Source organism: Vicinamibacterales bacterium (genome assembly GCA_036012125.1).
GTDB lineage: Bacteria > Acidobacteriota > Vicinamibacteria > Vicinamibacterales > UBA823 > UBA11600.
Genome location: DASCOS010000004.1, coordinates 33,543 through 48,940, shown reverse-complemented (window position 1 = coordinate 48,940; position 15,398 = coordinate 33,543). Strand labels below are relative to the sequence as shown.

General features: G+C 55.1%; 13 protein-coding genes and 1 pseudogene. All 14 read left to right on the top strand.

The features are described from left to right. Nucleotides 1–25 precede the first annotated feature (25 nt). Nucleotides 26–826, top strand: coding sequence for a ParA family protein (locus tag QGH09_01490; protein ID HJO16859.1), 801 nt, complete (start codon nucleotides 26–28; stop codon nucleotides 824–826). Then, entirely contained in the window at nucleotides 819–1,667 is an 849-nt protein-coding gene (locus QGH09_01485; GenBank protein ID HJO16858.1) for a ParB/RepB/Spo0J family partition protein, read from the top strand. Before QGH09_01490 ends, QGH09_01485 begins: the two co-directional genes overlap by 8 nt. 116 nt (nucleotides 1,668–1,783) lie before the next feature. Further along, nucleotides 1,784–2,773, top strand: a pseudogene (gene selD, locus QGH09_01480) (selenide, water dikinase SelD). 125 nt (nucleotides 2,774–2,898) lie between these two features. Further along, entirely contained in the window at nucleotides 2,899–3,330 is a 432-nt protein-coding gene (locus QGH09_01475) for an ATP synthase F0 subunit B (protein ID HJO16857.1), read from the top strand. A 110-nt stretch (nucleotides 3,331–3,440) separates the two neighbouring features. Then, nucleotides 3,441–4,058, top strand: coding sequence for an ATP synthase F0 subunit B (locus QGH09_01470; protein ID HJO16856.1), 618 nt, complete (start codon nucleotides 3,441–3,443; stop codon nucleotides 4,056–4,058). A 42-nt stretch (nucleotides 4,059–4,100) separates the two neighbouring features. Then, nucleotides 4,101–4,655 (top strand): ATP synthase F1 subunit delta, encoded by a 555-nt coding sequence (gene atpH / locus QGH09_01465; GenBank protein HJO16855.1) that lies wholly within the window; start codon nucleotides 4,101–4,103, stop codon nucleotides 4,653–4,655. Continuing rightward, a complete protein-coding gene (gene atpA / locus QGH09_01460) occupies nucleotides 4,655–6,184 on the top strand; it encodes a F0F1 ATP synthase subunit alpha (GenBank protein ID HJO16854.1) in 1,530 nt (509 codons plus the stop codon). Before atpH ends, atpA begins: the two co-directional genes overlap by 1 nt. 3 nt (nucleotides 6,185–6,187) lie before the next feature. Continuing rightward, a complete protein-coding gene (atpG, locus tag QGH09_01455; GenBank protein HJO16853.1) occupies nucleotides 6,188–7,096 on the top strand; it encodes an ATP synthase F1 subunit gamma in 909 nt (302 codons plus the stop codon). A 14-nt stretch (nucleotides 7,097–7,110) separates the two neighbouring features. Beyond that, nucleotides 7,111–8,574, top strand: coding sequence for a F0F1 ATP synthase subunit beta (atpD, locus tag QGH09_01450; protein HJO16852.1), 1,464 nt, complete (start codon nucleotides 7,111–7,113; stop codon nucleotides 8,572–8,574). 26 nt (nucleotides 8,575–8,600) lie between these two features. Next, nucleotides 8,601–9,026, top strand: coding sequence for a F0F1 ATP synthase subunit epsilon (locus QGH09_01445; GenBank protein ID HJO16851.1), 426 nt, complete (start codon nucleotides 8,601–8,603; stop codon nucleotides 9,024–9,026). A gap of 160 nt (nucleotides 9,027–9,186) precedes the next feature. Further along, on the top strand, nucleotides 9,187–9,981 hold the full coding sequence (locus QGH09_01440; GenBank protein HJO16850.1) for an ABC transporter permease: 795 nt from the start codon (nucleotides 9,187–9,189) through the stop codon (nucleotides 9,979–9,981). A gap of 10 nt (nucleotides 9,982–9,991) precedes the next feature. Beyond that, nucleotides 9,992–11,299, top strand: coding sequence for an ABC transporter ATP-binding protein (locus QGH09_01435; GenBank protein ID HJO16849.1), 1,308 nt, complete (start codon nucleotides 9,992–9,994; stop codon nucleotides 11,297–11,299). Nucleotides 11,300–11,310: 11 nt separating this feature from the next. Further along, nucleotides 11,311–11,796 (top strand): D-glycero-beta-D-manno-heptose 1-phosphate adenylyltransferase, encoded by a 486-nt coding sequence (gene rfaE2 / locus QGH09_01430; GenBank protein HJO16848.1) that lies wholly within the window; start codon nucleotides 11,311–11,313, stop codon nucleotides 11,794–11,796. Between the two features lie 134 nt (nucleotides 11,797–11,930). Beyond that, nucleotides 11,931–15,377 carry a transcription-repair coupling factor gene (gene mfd, locus QGH09_01425; GenBank protein ID HJO16847.1) on the top strand — a complete coding sequence of 1,149 codons (3,447 nt, stop codon included), beginning with the start codon at nucleotides 11,931–11,933 and terminating at the stop codon, nucleotides 15,375–15,377. Nucleotides 15,378–15,398 lie beyond the last annotated feature (21 nt).

The window sequence follows — 15,398 nt, the reverse complement described above, 5'->3', positions numbered from 1 at the left end:
TAATTTATACCAACGGTTAAGTTTCATGGCTGCCAGGGTCATTACTGTTGCTAATCAGAAGGGCGGGGTTGGCAAGACCACAACCGCAATCAATCTGGCTGCCTCTTTGGCGCTTGTGGAGCGCCGTGTGTTAGCTGTCGACGTCGATCCTCAAGCTAATTTAACCAGCGGGGTTGGTCTGAAAGGACAGTCCAGCAGTCAAGGCACTGTTTACGAAGCTCTCACAGCCAAAACGATTCCTGACTTTTCGGGATTTGTGTTGCAGACCACCGTGAGCGGCCTATCTGTGGTGCCGGCAGAGCGCAACCTGACCGGGGCAGAGCTCGAAATGGTCTCGCTCGAAAATCGCGAAAAGCGACTCCGCTCGCTGGTAAAACAACTCGTCGATCGGTACGATTACGTTTTTATCGACACCCCACCGTCCCTGGGCCTTCTAACCCTCAATGGTCTTGTTGCTGCGGACACCGTTTTAATCCCTATGCTCAGCGAGTACTTCGCCTTGGAGGGCTTAGCCGAGTTGGTCTCGACCCTTCAGCGTGTCCGTGCTTCGCTCAACCCTAGTCTTGATATCGAAGGCGTCTTACTGACGATGCACGACGGTCGCACCAATCTCTCACAACAGGTCTCACGTGAAATCAGGGAATTCTTTAAAGCGAAAGTGTTCGATACGGTTATACCCAGGAACGTACGGTTGGGTGAGGCACCAAGCCACGGATTACCGGCTATTCTCTACGACAAGAAATCACGAGGCGCGAAGGCTTATGTTTCCCTTGCCAAAGAAATTCTCAACAAGGACTCGATTATTCTGGGAGAGAAGTATGACTGAAAAGCGCCCAGCGCTCGGCCGGGGACTGAGCGCACTTATTCCTGACGTGTCGCCAACTCCCAAGGTTGCGCTCAACGAAATTGACATCGATCAACTCATTCCGAATCCCGACCAACCACGGACGGAGGTAGACGGGGCGAAACTGGATGAGTTGGCACAGTCGATCCGAGCCAACGGTGTTATTCAACCGCTCGTCGTGCGAAAAGTTGAGGATAGGTACGAAATCGTCGCGGGGGAGCGGCGGTGGCGTGCCGCGCAACGGGCGGGTTTGTTGCGTGTGCCCATCGTTGTCCGCGAGGTAACAAACGACCAATTATTGCCGCTCGCACTCATCGAGAATTTACAGCGTGAAGACCTGAATCCTATTGAGGAAGCCGTTGCTTACCAGCGTCTGGTGGAACAGCATCAGCTGACACACGACGCGATTGCTAGTGCGATTGGGAAAGATCGTTCGACCATCGCAAATGCTCTACGTCTATTGAAGTTGCCAGAGGAAATTAAGGCCAACCTTATGTCTGGTGGTCTGACCGTTGGCCATGCCCGTGCGCTGTTGGGCGTGCCAGACGAGTCGGCTCAACGGCGAGCGGCCCGTGAGGTAATGAGGCGGCGACTGTCGGTTCGAGAAACCGAGGCGTTCATCCGTAAGCTCACAGGACAAGGGATCAGAGCAGGTAGGCCGGAGGCGCCCGACGTACATGTCCGTGCGGCCGAGGAGCAGCTCCGATTCGCCCTAGGTACACGGGTACGTGTCATCCGAAAACGGAAGGGAGGGCGGATTGAGATCGACTTCAGTTCGGAGGAAGAGCTACAACGAATCTACGAGCAATTGACAAAGCGGTGAACGAATTCTGGGTCACCGTGGAAGAGGGCTGTAGTATCAGTGAACTAGACATGCGTTGGACCAAACGACGACTGACCGACTACTCCAGTTGCGCGGGTTGAGCGAGTAAGCTCGCTGCCGGCGAGCTCGCTCAGGTCCTGGGCGATTTACCTTCGTTGGAAAACGAACGGGTGCTGGTCGATTTCCGCACTTCCGACGACGCGGGTGTCTACCGGTGGGATGCCAGTTCAGCGCTAGTCCAATCCGTTGATTTCCTCACGCCAATCGTGGACGACCCTTTCGCCTATGGACAAATCGCTGCAGCGAACTCCTTGAGTGATATTTACGCTATGGGCGGGAAACCACTCACAGCAATGGCCATTGCGGGTTTTCCGAGCCAGGAGTTCGACCCAACTGTGGTGAAGGCGATCTTCGAGGGAGGATTGAGCAAACTGAGTGAAGCCGGAGTAGCCCTTATCGGGGGACACACAGTGCAGGATGCCGAGGTCAAATTCGGGTATGCCGTAACCGGCCGTGTAGACCCAGACCGGGTGCTGTCAAACGCGGGGGCACAGGTTGGAGACAAGTTGTTGCTAACCAAGCCGATAGGCACCGGGATTATTGCAACCGCGATCAAGAAAAGACGTGCCGCAGAGAATATCGAAACGGCTGCTATCGAGTCGATGACGACACTCAACCGCGCCTCCGCTGATGCGCTATGCACCTTGGGCCGGGATGAAGTCCATGCCTGCACCGACGTTACTGGTTTCGGTCTAGTGGGTCATGCCTGTGAGATGGCCTCGGCTTCAAGCGTTGCCTTTCGGATTGAATCAGCAGCGGTTCCATTACTTGAGGGGGCATCTGCTCTGGTGCGACAGAATCGAACTGGCGGGGGCGACACCAACGCGGAGCACTTCGGCCAGCGGACGAGGTTCGAAGCGGGGCTAGTTGGAGAGATTGCAACCTTGCTCTACGATCCCCAAACATCTGGAGGGTTGCTGGTCGCAGTGGCGGCCACTGTGGTGGACCGAGCGATGAGTGCATTAGCGGCAACTGGTAGCCAGGCAGTCAAGATTGGCACAGTTGAGTCGTTCGTGGAATCTGGCTCTAGGGTTTACGTGGGGTAGGCTTTACGAACACAAGTTTTAGCCTGGCCGCTCTTGTCGTCGTGCAGTGCAGATGCTAAAATCGGCGTTCTGCACGGGCGTTCGAAACCCTTCTGGGTCGTCGCTCTACCAAGCGGGAGTTCTCTTTGATTCCAGACCTGACGGTCTTCTGGGTAATTGGGTTGGTGTTGTTACTGGCATGGACCCTCAAGCGTTTTTTAATTGCACCACTTACCGAGGTGATGGAAACGCGTGAGCGTGCCATTCGGTCAGCGCTTGAGCTGGCCGAGTCAGCGGCAAGAAAAGCCGCTGAAGCGACAGCAGAGTTCGAAACGAAGACAGCGGCTGCGCGTGCAGAGATTTACCAACAGATGGAGGAGAACCGTCGAGAGTTACTGGCTCGTCGCGCTGAAATCCTCAATGAAACGCAACGGGATGCCGAGTCGAACCTCGCTGATGCGACCGAACGCCTGAAGACGCAGACCGCTGAAGCTCGCGCCCAACTCGAGCGCGATGCGGAGGCGCTCGGCCTCGCCGCCGCCGAGCAGGTGCTAGGCCGGAAGATTTCGTCGAATTGACTACTGGCGCGGAAGGTGCACCGGGCGTCCCGTTAAGTTGGAGATCGTTGACCCGCATCCGCCATTCGCTTGCCATTGCCTCCACTCGTAGCTCTGAATGGTCGAGTTTTATGCGGTCGTCCGTTCTCTTCATTTGCCTCAGCTTCGCCGTGGTTCTGCCGGCGATTCAATGGGCTGGCGTTAGCGGCGTCTTAGCCGCGGCTTCCCAACCAACACAAGCCGACTCAGTACATGCTGAGGAAGAGCACGACACGCCTCTACTGGAAACAATCGCACGGCTTACTAATTTCGCTGTGCTCGCGGGTATCCTATTTGTATTACTTCGGGGACCTCTCAGCATTTATCTGAGTGATCGAAGCGACCAGGTGCGTGCGGGTCTCGCCCAAGCGCGGGCGACTAGTGCCGAAGCAGCCCAGCAATTGGAAGCGATCAAGGAGAGGCTACTAACCCTTCCTGATGAGCTGGAGACGCTTCGGGTGCGCGGCCAGGAGGAGGTTGCTGCTGAGGAGAAACGGCTGCGAGAGTCGACCGAGGCGGCTCGTCAGAGGCTGATCGAGGAAAGTCGTAGAGAGTTGGCCCTCCAGTTACGGGTCGCGAAGCAGCAGCTGACGCAGCACGCGGCCGCGTTAGCCACGCGAGTGGCGGCGCAGCGGATTCAAGATAATCTGTCAGCGACAGACCAGCTGAGACTTGTTGACCGGTACGTTGACCAAGTACGGCCCGGTTGATAACCGGGTGCTAGAACCAGCACCGAAGGGTGTTGAAAGAAAATGACTGAACGGGTTATCGCAGGACGTTATGCACGCGCGTTGTTTGAGGTGACGGTTAGAGACAAGGACGAGGAGCCCTCGACCGCTGAGCACGATTTAGAGGAGTTTGTCACCTTGCTGGAAGTCCACCCCTCGTTGCAGGAGGCGCTCATAAACCCATCCGTGCCGCCTTCGCACAAGCAGGCTGCTGTGACCGCGGTTCTAAGGCATAAAAAGAATGTGTCAGCCGCGGTCACAAGATTGCTAGATCTACTGGCTGCACGTGACCGGATGAACTTGGTCCAGGAAATCCTCTCGGCTTTTCGAGCCCGTGTGCAAGACCGGTTACAGATCGTACGCGCTGAAGTGACGACAGCGGTGAAACTATCAGCCGATCGGCGCGGCGCGATTGCCCAACGGCTTGGGGAGGTGACCGGAAAACAGGTGTTGATTGATGCACGGGTCGACCCATCGATCATCGGTGGCGTCGTGGCAAAGGTCAGTAGTACTGTTTACGACGGCAGTGTTGCAACCCAGCTTGAACGGCTGAGAGAGCAACTAGAGAGTGGAACCTGATGGATATCAAAGCTGAAGAAATTTCTAAAATAATCCGCGATCAAATAGGGAACTACGCGGTCAACGTCGACGTGAGCGAGGTCGGCACCGTAATTGCCATCGGCGACGGCATTGCAAGGCTGCACGGTGTTGAAAGCGTCATGGCTGGTGAAATGTTGGAGTTTTCTCACGGAGTTTTTGGCATCGCGCTTAACCTCGAAGAATCAAGCGTTGGTGCTGTATTGCTCGGTGACTACACCAAGATCCGCGAGGGCGACACCGTGAAACGCACCGGCCGGATTATTTCGGTGCCGTTAGGTGACGAGATGTTGGGCCGTGTTATCAACGCTCTGGGCCAGCCAATTGATGGCAAAGGGCCGATTACGAGCAATCAGTACCGGCCTATCGAACAAATCGCCCCTGGCGTGGTCGATCGCCAACCGGTTCGTGAGCCACTGCAAACTGGTCTAAAGGCGATCGACGCCATGATTCCGATCGGCAGAGGCCAGCGAGAATTGATCATTGGTGACCGCCAGACTGGTAAAACCGCTGTAGCCGTTGACACAATCATTAATCAGAAGGACACCGGCGTTATTTGCATCTATAACGCTATTGGGCAGAAACAGTCCACAATCGCCCAAGTCGTTAAGACCCTTGAAGACGCGGGTGCGATGACCTACACAATCGTTGTCGCTGCAGCTGCTTCGGACCCGGCATCGTTGCTTTTTGTTAGTCCGTACGCAGCATGCTCAATCGGCGAGCACTTCCGAGACTCCGGACGACACGCCCTCTGTATCTATGATGATTTATCAAAGCACGCGCAGGCCTACCGCGAGATCTCGTTGCTTCTGCGTCGACCGCCTGGCCGTGAAGCCTACCCAGGTGATGTTTTCTATCTGCACTCCCGGTTACTTGAGAGGGCGGCCAAGCTGAGTGACACACGGGGCGGCGGTTCTTTGACTGCCCTGCCTATCATTGAGACCCAAGCCGGCGATCTTTCGGCCTATATTCCAACCAACGTTATCTCAATCACCGACGGCCAGATCTTTCTTGAGAGCGATCTGTTTCACCAAGGCGTGCGACCGGCGATCAATGTTGGCAACTCTGTTTCGCGAGTCGGGGGGTCGGCGCAAGTCAAGGCAATGCGCCAAGTGGCCGGCACGCTTCGGCTCGACCTCGCGCAGTATCGAGAACTGGCGGCCTTTGCACAGTTTGGTAGCGAGCTAGACAAAGCGACTCAGGCCCAGCTCTCGCGGGGGCAGCGACTAGTCGAACTCCTCAAGCAACCCCAGTATGAGCCACTGGCTGTCGAGCAGCAGATAATGATTATCTTTGCTGGCACCACTGGGTTGCTCGATGAGGTAGCCGTGACCGATGTTCAAAAGTTCGAACGAGAACTCTATCGGTTTGTCGAAACACGACATAGTGCTATTTGCGCAGCGATTCGAGAGAAGTCACAGTTAGACGAACAGCTCAAAACTGATCTGACCGCTGCCATCAAAGAGTTTACTGCCGACTTTGTGGCCAATAGGAAAACTGAGGCAGCTTGATCGATGCCTTCCCTTCTCGACGTCCGCCGCCGTGTTCGTGCCGTCAAGTCAACACAGCAGATCACCAAGGCCATGAAAATGGTTGCGGCGTCGAAACTTCGCCGGGCGCAGGAACAGATTCTGGGTGCCCGCCCGTTTGCGCACCATATGCTTCGCGTGCTTAACGACATGGCAACACGTGTTGAGCCATCGGCGCACCCCCTTTTAAGGGAACACGCTGTTACAGCGGGTCGAACCCTGATATTTGTAATCACGGCTGACAAAGGACTCTGCGGTAGTTTCAATACCAACATCATCAAGACCGCCGAGAGGTTCGCGGTAGAGGACCCGGATCGGGAAGTGGCACTTGGGCTGGTGGGCCGAAAGGGCCGAGACTTTTTCAATCGTCGTGGTTTCGACGTCAGGTATGAACTCGTAAACCTTTTCGCCAAACTGTCATCTAAAGACTCACAGGCGATTGCCGAGACCGCGATCGACGAGTACATGAACGAGAAGGTTGACACGGTGTATCTCGTTTATAACGAGTTTAAGTCAGTGTTACAGCAGCGTGTCGTCGTCGAACGTTTACTGCCCATCGGACGGCTTGTGCCCGATGACATGACCACCGAACCGGTCGCTCCAACGGACCATGATGATACGGCGAAGACCGAGTTGCTCATCGACTACCTCTACGAACCGGCGGCACGAGAGATTTTCAGCACGCTGATTCCCCACCATGTAGAGATACAGATTTTCCGGGCGCTCCTGGAATCGGCAGCGGCCGAGCACGCAGCTCGCATGACCGCCATGGATGCGGCGACGAAGAATTCTGGTGAGCTTATCGAACAGTTGACAATCTATATGAACAAAGTACGTCAGGCGGCCATCACGCGCGAGATAATCGAGGTTGTGTCGGGAGCCGAGGCGCTGTAGAGGGATCAAGACACATGGCGAATGTAGTGACGGTGGAACAGAAAACCGGCAAAGTGGTCCAGATTATTGGACCTGTTATTGATGTTGAGTTTGAGGGTGGGCACCTGCCGGCGATTTACAACGCGATCCGGGTCCAATCTCACGAAAAAGATGGCGCTGGCGCCGAGATTGACGTCATTGCTGAAGTTGAGCAGCACCTTGGTGAAAACCGAGTACGTGCTGTGGCCATGAAGCCGACTGATGGAATGCAACGGGGCATGCAGGTGGTCGACCTTGGTGAACCAATCTCCGTGCCTGTTGGGCCGAAGACCCTTGGCCGGGTGCTAAATGTACTTGGTGAGCCTGTTGACTTTCCTGACAGGCCTGTTGAGGCGAACGAACGTTGGCCGATTCACCGACCGGCCCCAACTCTTGAGGATCAATCAACCGAACTTGAGATGTTTGAGACCGGGATCAAGGTCATTGACTTGTTGGAGCCGTACTTGCGTGGCGGCAAGATCGGGCTGTTCGGCGGTGCCGGTGTTGGCAAAACCGTCATCATTATGGAGCTTATCCATAATATTGCGCTGAAGCACGGCGGCGTTTCGGTGTTTGGCGGAGTTGGCGAACGAACGCGTGAGGGTAACGACCTATGGCTTGAGATGCAGGAAAGTGGTGTTATCAACATCGACGAGCCTGACAAGTCACGAGCCGCCTTAGTATACGGTCAGATGACCGAACCCCCGGGCGCGCGGCTCCGGGTTGGCCTGAGTGCGCTGACTGTGGCGGAGTACTTCCGAGATGAGGAAAACAAGGACGTCCTCCTCTTCATTGATAACATTTTCCGGTTCACCCAAGCAGGGTCGGAGGTCTCAGCGTTGTTGGGCCGCATGCCGTCGGCGGTGGGCTATCAGCCAACTCTTTTGACTGAGATGGGTGAACTCCAGGAGCGGATTACCTCGACGAAAAAAGGCTCGATTACTTCAGTACAAGCTATTTATGTACCGGCCGACGACTACACCGACCCGGCCCCTGCGACGACCTTTGCTCACCTTGATGCGACGACAAACCTCTCACGATCAATTGCCGAACTTGGTATTTACCCGGCCGTTGATCCGCTAGCCTCGACTTCACGCATTCTGGATGCGCGGATTATTGGCGAGGAACATTATGAAGTTGCCCGTCAGGTGAAGCAGGTCCTGCAGCGCTACAAGGACCTACAGGACATCATCGCCATCCTAGGGATTGACGAGTTGTCGGAGGATGACAAGCTGACAGTGTCACGTGCGCGGAAGGTACAAAGGTTCCTATCCCAGCCGTTCTTCGTGGCTGAGCAATTCACAGGTCTGCCCGGTAAGTACGTGCCGATTGCTGATACTGTCCGTGACTTTAAGGCGATTGTTGAGGGGGAACATGATGACCTGCCGGAGCAGGCGTTCTATCTCGTGGGAACCGTTGCCGAGGCAATCGAGAAAGCTGAAAAGATGAAAAGTGCCTGAGGCAGGGCGCGTCGTGTAGGGATCCCATGGTATTACCATCACAACTCACACTCGAGGTTGTCACCCCAGACAGGTCGCTGGTCAGCCAGTTGGTTGACGAGGTGCACATTCCTGGCGCGGAAGGGTATTTTGATGTTTTACCCGGGCACACTCCGCTCCTAGCGACGATGATGGATGTTGGGCAACTCTGGTTTCGTACGAATCAAGAACGATCATTTATTTCGATCCTCTCAGGGTTCGTCGAGGTCCAGTCCGACCGTGTCACAGTGCTTGCAAAGGTAGCTGAGCGCGCTGAGGAGATCGACGTTGAGCGTTCACGGTTGGCCAAGCAGCGTGCTGAGAAGCGGCTGGCTGAGCGGTCCTTGGATATTGATGTTGAGCGAGCGCGCGTCTCGCTGCACCGGTCGCTCGTTCGAATACAGGTCGCTGCACGCGCCCAGGTCCGCAGCTAGCCTTCGGTCTTGATTCGAAGTCGACTATTATTTAGGCCCAGACATCTACATGAACTATTGGAGCAGGACGGTCCCCTTTCTGATATCTGTAAATCGTTGGTCGAGGCAGCTAATGCTGGGGGCGGACCCGACAACATCACTACGCTAGTGCTTCAGGTCGATGCTGCATAACCTGGTTCGCTTACTCCGCCACCGAAGCCTCATTCAAAGCCTGGTGGCCCGTGAACTCAAGGCGCGCTACCGTGGATCGGTTCTTGGGTTTTTTTGGTCCTTTATCAACCCCCTTCTGCTTCTGTTGGTCTATTGGTTTGTCTTCAGCGTCGTTCTCCCGGGCATCCGTCCGATCGACATTGAGCCCTACGCGTTGTTCATGTTTTGCGGTCTTCTGCCTTGGACATGGTTTTCGTCATCTGTCCTAGAGGCGTCGAATGTGCTGATCGCAGGCGGCAATTTGATCAAGAAGGTGCTGTTTCCTGCCGAAGTGCTGCCGGTTGTTACTGTTCTCGCGAACATGATCCATTTCTTGCTAGGGCTACCGATAATTGCTGCTGCACTGGTGTACTTCGCGGTGCCAGTCCGTCCATTGGAATTACTCTGGTTGCCGGTTGTCGTGCTCGTACAGCTTTTCTTTACACTTGGCTTAGCGCTGATTGTGGCGTCGCTAACGGTCCACTTTCGTGACCTAAGAGATATCTTAGGAAACCTGATGACCTTCTGGTTTTTCGCCACGCCTATTATCTATCCGATGTCATTAGCTCCGCCGAGTGGCAAGGTCCTACTGGACCTGAACCCGTTCACCCACTTGGTCATCTCCTATCAGGAGATCTTGTTCTACGACGGGCCGTTTGGGCATTGGAAGTGGCTGTTAGCCCTGGGTGGCGTGTCAATCGTATTGTTTCTCCTGGGATATTTTCTGTTCGACAGGCTACGCGACTCGTTTGCCGAAGAAGTATGAGAGGGTGGAGTTGACGAACGTAATCGCCGTCGAAGGAGTGTCTAAGGTCTACCGTCGATTTAGCCGTCGCCGGCAATTCGCCACGCTGAAGAGCGCTCTGTTGTCGGGTAGCCTGATCTCTGACCTTCGGCCTCACGAAACATTTTCCGCCCTTCAGGACGTGTCGCTTACTGTAGAGAAAGGGCGGACGGTGGGGGTGATCGGTTCGAACGGATCGGGAAAGAGCACCTTGTTGAAATTGGTCGCTGGTATCGCCAAGCCGACGTTGGGCACGGTCAGAGTCGACGGGCGCATTTCAGCGCTGATTGAACTCGGAGCTGGCTTCCATCCTGAGATCAGTGGGCGGGAGAATATCTTCATTAACGGCATCATGCTAGGCCTGTCAAAACGGGAGGTCACCAGGAAGTTCGACGAGATTGTAGAGTTCGCCGAGCTAGAAGATTTTATTGACGCACCAGTGAAAACCTACTCGTCAGGCATGTATATGCGACTCGGATTCGCTGTGGCAATCCATGTCGACCCGGACGTGTTACTGATTGATGAAGTACTGGCGGTCGGCGATCAGAGTTTCACCCATAAGTGTCTTGATAAATTTGCCGAGTTTCGTCGGCGAGGTAAGACCGTCCTACTGGTAACTCACTCTCTGGATCTAGTGGAGCGACTTTGCGACGAGGCTGTGTGGTTAGACGACGGGCGGATCCGCGCGACCGGCGATCCAACTCGAGTTGTCGATGCGTATTTAGTTGACGTGGAGAAGGCGGAAGAGCGGCAGATAGCCTCTGCCGATGCGAAGACGAGGGAGCAGGCGAGAACGGCCGGACCGCCCACCGATGACCATCCACCCGACATGTTCCAGGCCACCGAGGGCCGCTGGGGGTCACGCGAGGTTGAAATCGTGGAAGTCTCGATGGTGGGTGATGATGACCAACCCTCGCACGTTTTTCCCTGCGGTGCACGGATGTCCATCCGGTTGCGTGTCCGGGCTGCAAAGCCCGTAGGCGACTTCGTATTCGGGATCAGTTTATTTAATGCTGAGGGTGTGTGCTGTTACGGTACCAACACGGCTCTTGAGAAGTTGACCTCCGAACGTATGGACGGTGAGGGAGAAATTGTTTTTACCATTGACAGCCTAGACCTGGTCGCAGGTACCTACAAACTTGACGTCGCGGTGCACAAGCGTGACGGATATCCGTATGACTATCACCGCCTATTGCATACCTTTCGCGTTAAATCGCGTACTAATGACATAGGAATCTTCCGCCCGCGCCATCGTTGGAAGTTTCCAGACAACATTCGTTTCACAGGATATCTCGACTAGATAAGACCTCTATGGTGACGATGATGTACGACGAAGCGATCGACCTAGTTAACCAAACACGTGCAGCAGGCGGATCCATTGCTTTCACGAATGGCGTTTTTGACTTGGTCCACCCTGGGCATGTGCGCTATCTCAGGAAGGCAGCCGCAGAAGGCGACCTTCTGATCGTTGGGCTTAACGGTGACACATCCGCGCGGTCGATCAAGGGACTAGGAAGGCCCATTGTTCCAGCAACCGAGCGTGCGGAAGTGCTGGAGGCACTAGCCTCCGTTGACGCGGTGGTTATCTTTGAGGAGCCAACGCCTGAGAAACTCATTGCGCAGTTGCAGCCCGATGTGCTTGTGAAAGGTGCTGACTGGATGGCCGACCAGATTGTCGGACGTGAAACAGTTGAGTCTCGGGGTGGACGGGTTGTGCGTGTCGACATTGAGCAGGGTCACTCTACGACGGCAATCGTGAAGCGCATCTGTTCCTTGCATTCGGAACTCCACTTTTAGTCCTCAGTGCCAGATGGAAGACCGCGACACCCGTTGCGGTTTTCTTGGCTCCCGCGTGCTAACATCGGGGGTTCATCTTCTCCGCTGGTTTGATCGTGATTCCCTCGACCCCCCAATCGCTTTCGGTGCGGGCGATGCTCAAGACCGCACTCGAGCAGCTTGATACCAAGATTAACGCTACTGCCATTACTGGGTTGACGAGTTCGGCTTGTGCCCTGTTCACGGCGGCCACCACACGACGTCAAACAGTGAGCCTCCTTGTCGTACCGACCGATGCCGATGTTGACCCGATGACATCTGACACTAGGTTCTTCTTCGCGTCACTGGAGGGGTGTTCGGCCCCCGAGGCCGAACTTGCAATTCTTCCGTTTCCATCGCTGGAGGTCGATCCATATCGCGGATTAGTGCCGCACCTCGAGGTCACCTCGGCACGGGCAGCTGCTCTCTCCGCCTTGGTGCGAGGCAAGGCTCGGGTTGTCGTGGCCTCAGTTGAAGCGCTTCTCCCTCGTGTGAGTGCTCCAGCGGTAATGCTGGATGCGTCGATTCACCTTGCTCCGGGGGACGAGACGTCGCCAACGTTACTCGGCGATCGCCTTCTTCGTGGAGGTTTTGTTCGCCAAGACCCTGTTGATGGCCACGGTGAGTTTTGTGTCAGAGGCGGCATAGTCGACCTTTTTCCTGCCACAGACGACCATCCTGTGCGTGTCGAGTTTATCGGAGACATGATCGAGTCGATAAGGCGCTATGACGAAGCGACACAGCGCTCAATAGGAGGGGTCAGTCGGGTTGCGATAACGCCAATTCGAGAACGCTTTGATAACGACAACAATCCAGAAACATTAGAGGAGGAGCCTCCGGCTGTCTCGGTGTTCGAGTATTTGCCAACACATGAATATCGCCTGCTTACTTCCGAGCCAGAAGAAGTCAATACGCAGTTGACGACGGCATATCAGCGATTAACCACCGCATTTGAGGATGCAAAAACACGCGGTGAGGCACCGAGAGCGCTGGAACAGTTCGTGGCTAACCCCGACGATATTGCACAACGGCTACGAACCGCGGTTTACCTCAATGCCCTCGATTACAAGACATCCGTGGGTGATTCTGTGCACATTGCCTGTCAACCAGTGATCGAGTACCGAGGCCGCCTTGCGGACTGGATAACGGATGTCCAACGTGCGCACGCACAGGGCGAACAGGTGTTATTCGTTGCAATAACCGGTGGCACCTTGAACCGTGCTGTTGAACTACTGACCGACCACGGGCTTTCAGCGGTAATTGCCGGCGCCCATCAGCCGCCGAGTAGATCGGCCGTAATAGTAACTGTAGGCCAGCTATCGCGTGGATTTAGGTTGGCTGATGCCGGATTCCAGGTCTATGCCGAAGCCGACGTGTTCGAGGAGCCTAGACAAACGTCCGATCGCCGGCGCCCCCTCCCGCAGGTGTTCCTCACCGATTTTCGTGACCTTAAGGTCGACGATTATGTCGTGCACGTGGAACACGGTGTTGGTGTATTCGTTGGTCTCCGCCAGCTTGAAGTTGGCGGCGCAGTGCAGGAATTTATGGAACTCCAATATGCGGAGGCCACGAAGCTATTCGTGCCGGTGGAGCAACTCGATTTGATCCAGAAGTACACCGGTGGAAGCCGACCGTCGCTTGATCGGCTAGGGGGAACAACTTGGGAACGTGCGAAGACACGAGTCAAGAAGGCGATGCGTGACATGGCGGAGGAGCTTCTGAAGCTTTACGCCGCGCGCAAAACCATACCGGGCCACGCCTTCAGCGAAGATTCGCATTGGCAGCGTGAATTCGAGGACGCCTTCCGATATGAACTAACTGCTGATCAAGCCACAGCCGTAGCCGACATCAAACGCGACATGGAGGCTCCGACCCCTATGGACCGTCTGCTTTGCGGTGATGTTGGGTACGGAAAGACGGAAGTCGCTGTCCGCGCCGCATTCAAAGCAGTCATGGAGGGGAAGCAGGTCGCGTTGCTGGCGCCCACAACCGTCTTAGCTTTCCAGCATGTCAGGACGCTCACAGAACGGTTTGCAGCGTTTCCCGTCACGATTGAGTTACTGAGCCGATTCAGAACTCGGCAAGAACAAAAGACAGTTATTAGCCACGCAGCAAATGGGAGGGCTGACATAGTTGTCGGCACCCATCGCTTGCTCTCGAGGGATGTGACGTTTCGCGACTTAGGATTGCTTATTGTTGATGAGGAGCAACGCTTTGGCGTAGCTCATAAGGAACGACTCAAACAATTACGCCGGAGAGTCGATGTCCTAACACTGACGGCAACACCAATTCCTAGGACGCTCAACATGTCCCTCATCGGTATTCGCGACATGTCGCTGATTGAAACTCCCCCAAAGAATCGATTGGCGATTCAGACCAATGTCGCCAGATTCGACCGCACTTTGATCGCACAGGCGATCCGTCACGAGGTCGAGCGCGGTGGACAGGTCTATTTCGTGCACAACCGCATTGAATCGATCTACTCGATCGCTGAACTAGTGACGCGACTCGTGCCGAATGTCAAGGTGGCTGTTGCGCACGGCCAAATGAGTGAGGACGTTCTTGAACGATGCATGGTGAGTTTTATTGATCGCAAATGCGATGTACTTGTAACAACCACGATCATCGAAAATGGTCTAGACCTACCAAACGTCAACACTTTAATCATTAATCAGGCCGATCACTTTGGTTTGGCACAACTCTACCAGTTGCGAGGCCGGGTCGGTCGGTCAGACCGCCGAGCTTACGCCTACTTGCTTTTACCCCATGCCGACGCACTGTCGGCTGTCGCACGTAAACGCTTGGCCGCGATTCGAGAGTTCAGCGATCTTGGTAGCGGGTTTAGGGTCGCCGCGCTGGATTTGGAGATTAGGGGAGCTGGCAACCTGCTCGGTGGTGAACAGAGCGGGCACATTGAAGCGATCGGGTTTGAGATGTACATCAAGTTGCTGGAAGAGACGGTGAGTCGATTGAAAGGCGAAGAGATTTTGGACGAGAGGCGGGCAGCCGTTAACTTGAAGATTGACCTGCGAATCGATCAGAACTACATACCAGATATGACGCAACGATTGACAGTCTACCGCCGCGTGGCAGGCGCAAAGAGCGAAGATGATTTGGCGCAGATTCTATCCGAGTTGCATGATCGTTACGGCCTTCTACCCGCTTCCATTTTGACTCTTGCTGACTATGGTCGGCTCCGGGTCCGTGCCGATGCGTTGGGCGTTGAGTCGATCGAACGTGATCACAATACAGTCGTCGTGAAATTCCGACCTCAGATGGTCGTGGATTCTGGTCGAGTTTTGGAGATGGTAGAGGAGCACTCAGATGTGACGTTGGTTCCACCTGGCCTCCTGAAAATTGATTTGTGCGCCGCTGCTGATTCTAGTGATGCGCAACTGACCACTTCTGCACCTTGGTGGGCAGGCCGGGAGAGGGCCGGTAACGCCTCGCTACGACCCAGCCGGAGGGACAGTTCTGCTGAGGACGCGCTTTCCCCAAGCAGCATTTTTTCTCGCGTCACCGGCGTGCTGGCTGAATTGGGATCAACAACCGAAATCAGCTAAGATGGTTGTGTCTAACACATT

Coding starts and splice junctions, on each gene's coding strand:
- QGH09_01485 (HJO16858.1), top strand. CDS start 819: ATGACTGAAAAGCGCCCAGCGCTCGGCCGGGGACTGAGCGCACTTATT.
- atpH (HJO16855.1), top strand. CDS start 4,101: ATGACTGAACGGGTTATCGCAGGACGTTATGCACGCGCGTTGTTTGAG.
- atpA (HJO16854.1), top strand. CDS start 4,655: ATGGATATCAAAGCTGAAGAAATTTCTAAAATAATCCGCGATCAAATA.
- QGH09_01490 (HJO16859.1), top strand. CDS start 26: ATGGCTGCCAGGGTCATTACTGTTGCTAATCAGAAGGGCGGGGTTGGC.
- QGH09_01445 (HJO16851.1), top strand. CDS start 8,601: ATGGTATTACCATCACAACTCACACTCGAGGTTGTCACCCCAGACAGG.
- mfd (HJO16847.1), top strand. CDS start 11,931: ATGCTCAAGACCGCACTCGAGCAGCTTGATACCAAGATTAACGCTACT.
- QGH09_01470 (HJO16856.1), top strand. CDS start 3,441: ATGCGGTCGTCCGTTCTCTTCATTTGCCTCAGCTTCGCCGTGGTTCTG.
- atpD (HJO16852.1), top strand. CDS start 7,111: ATGGCGAATGTAGTGACGGTGGAACAGAAAACCGGCAAAGTGGTCCAG.
- QGH09_01440 (HJO16850.1), top strand. CDS start 9,187: ATGCTGCATAACCTGGTTCGCTTACTCCGCCACCGAAGCCTCATTCAA.
- atpG (HJO16853.1), top strand. CDS start 6,188: ATGCCTTCCCTTCTCGACGTCCGCCGCCGTGTTCGTGCCGTCAAGTCA.
- rfaE2 (HJO16848.1), top strand. CDS start 11,311: ATGGTGACGATGATGTACGACGAAGCGATCGACCTAGTTAACCAAACA.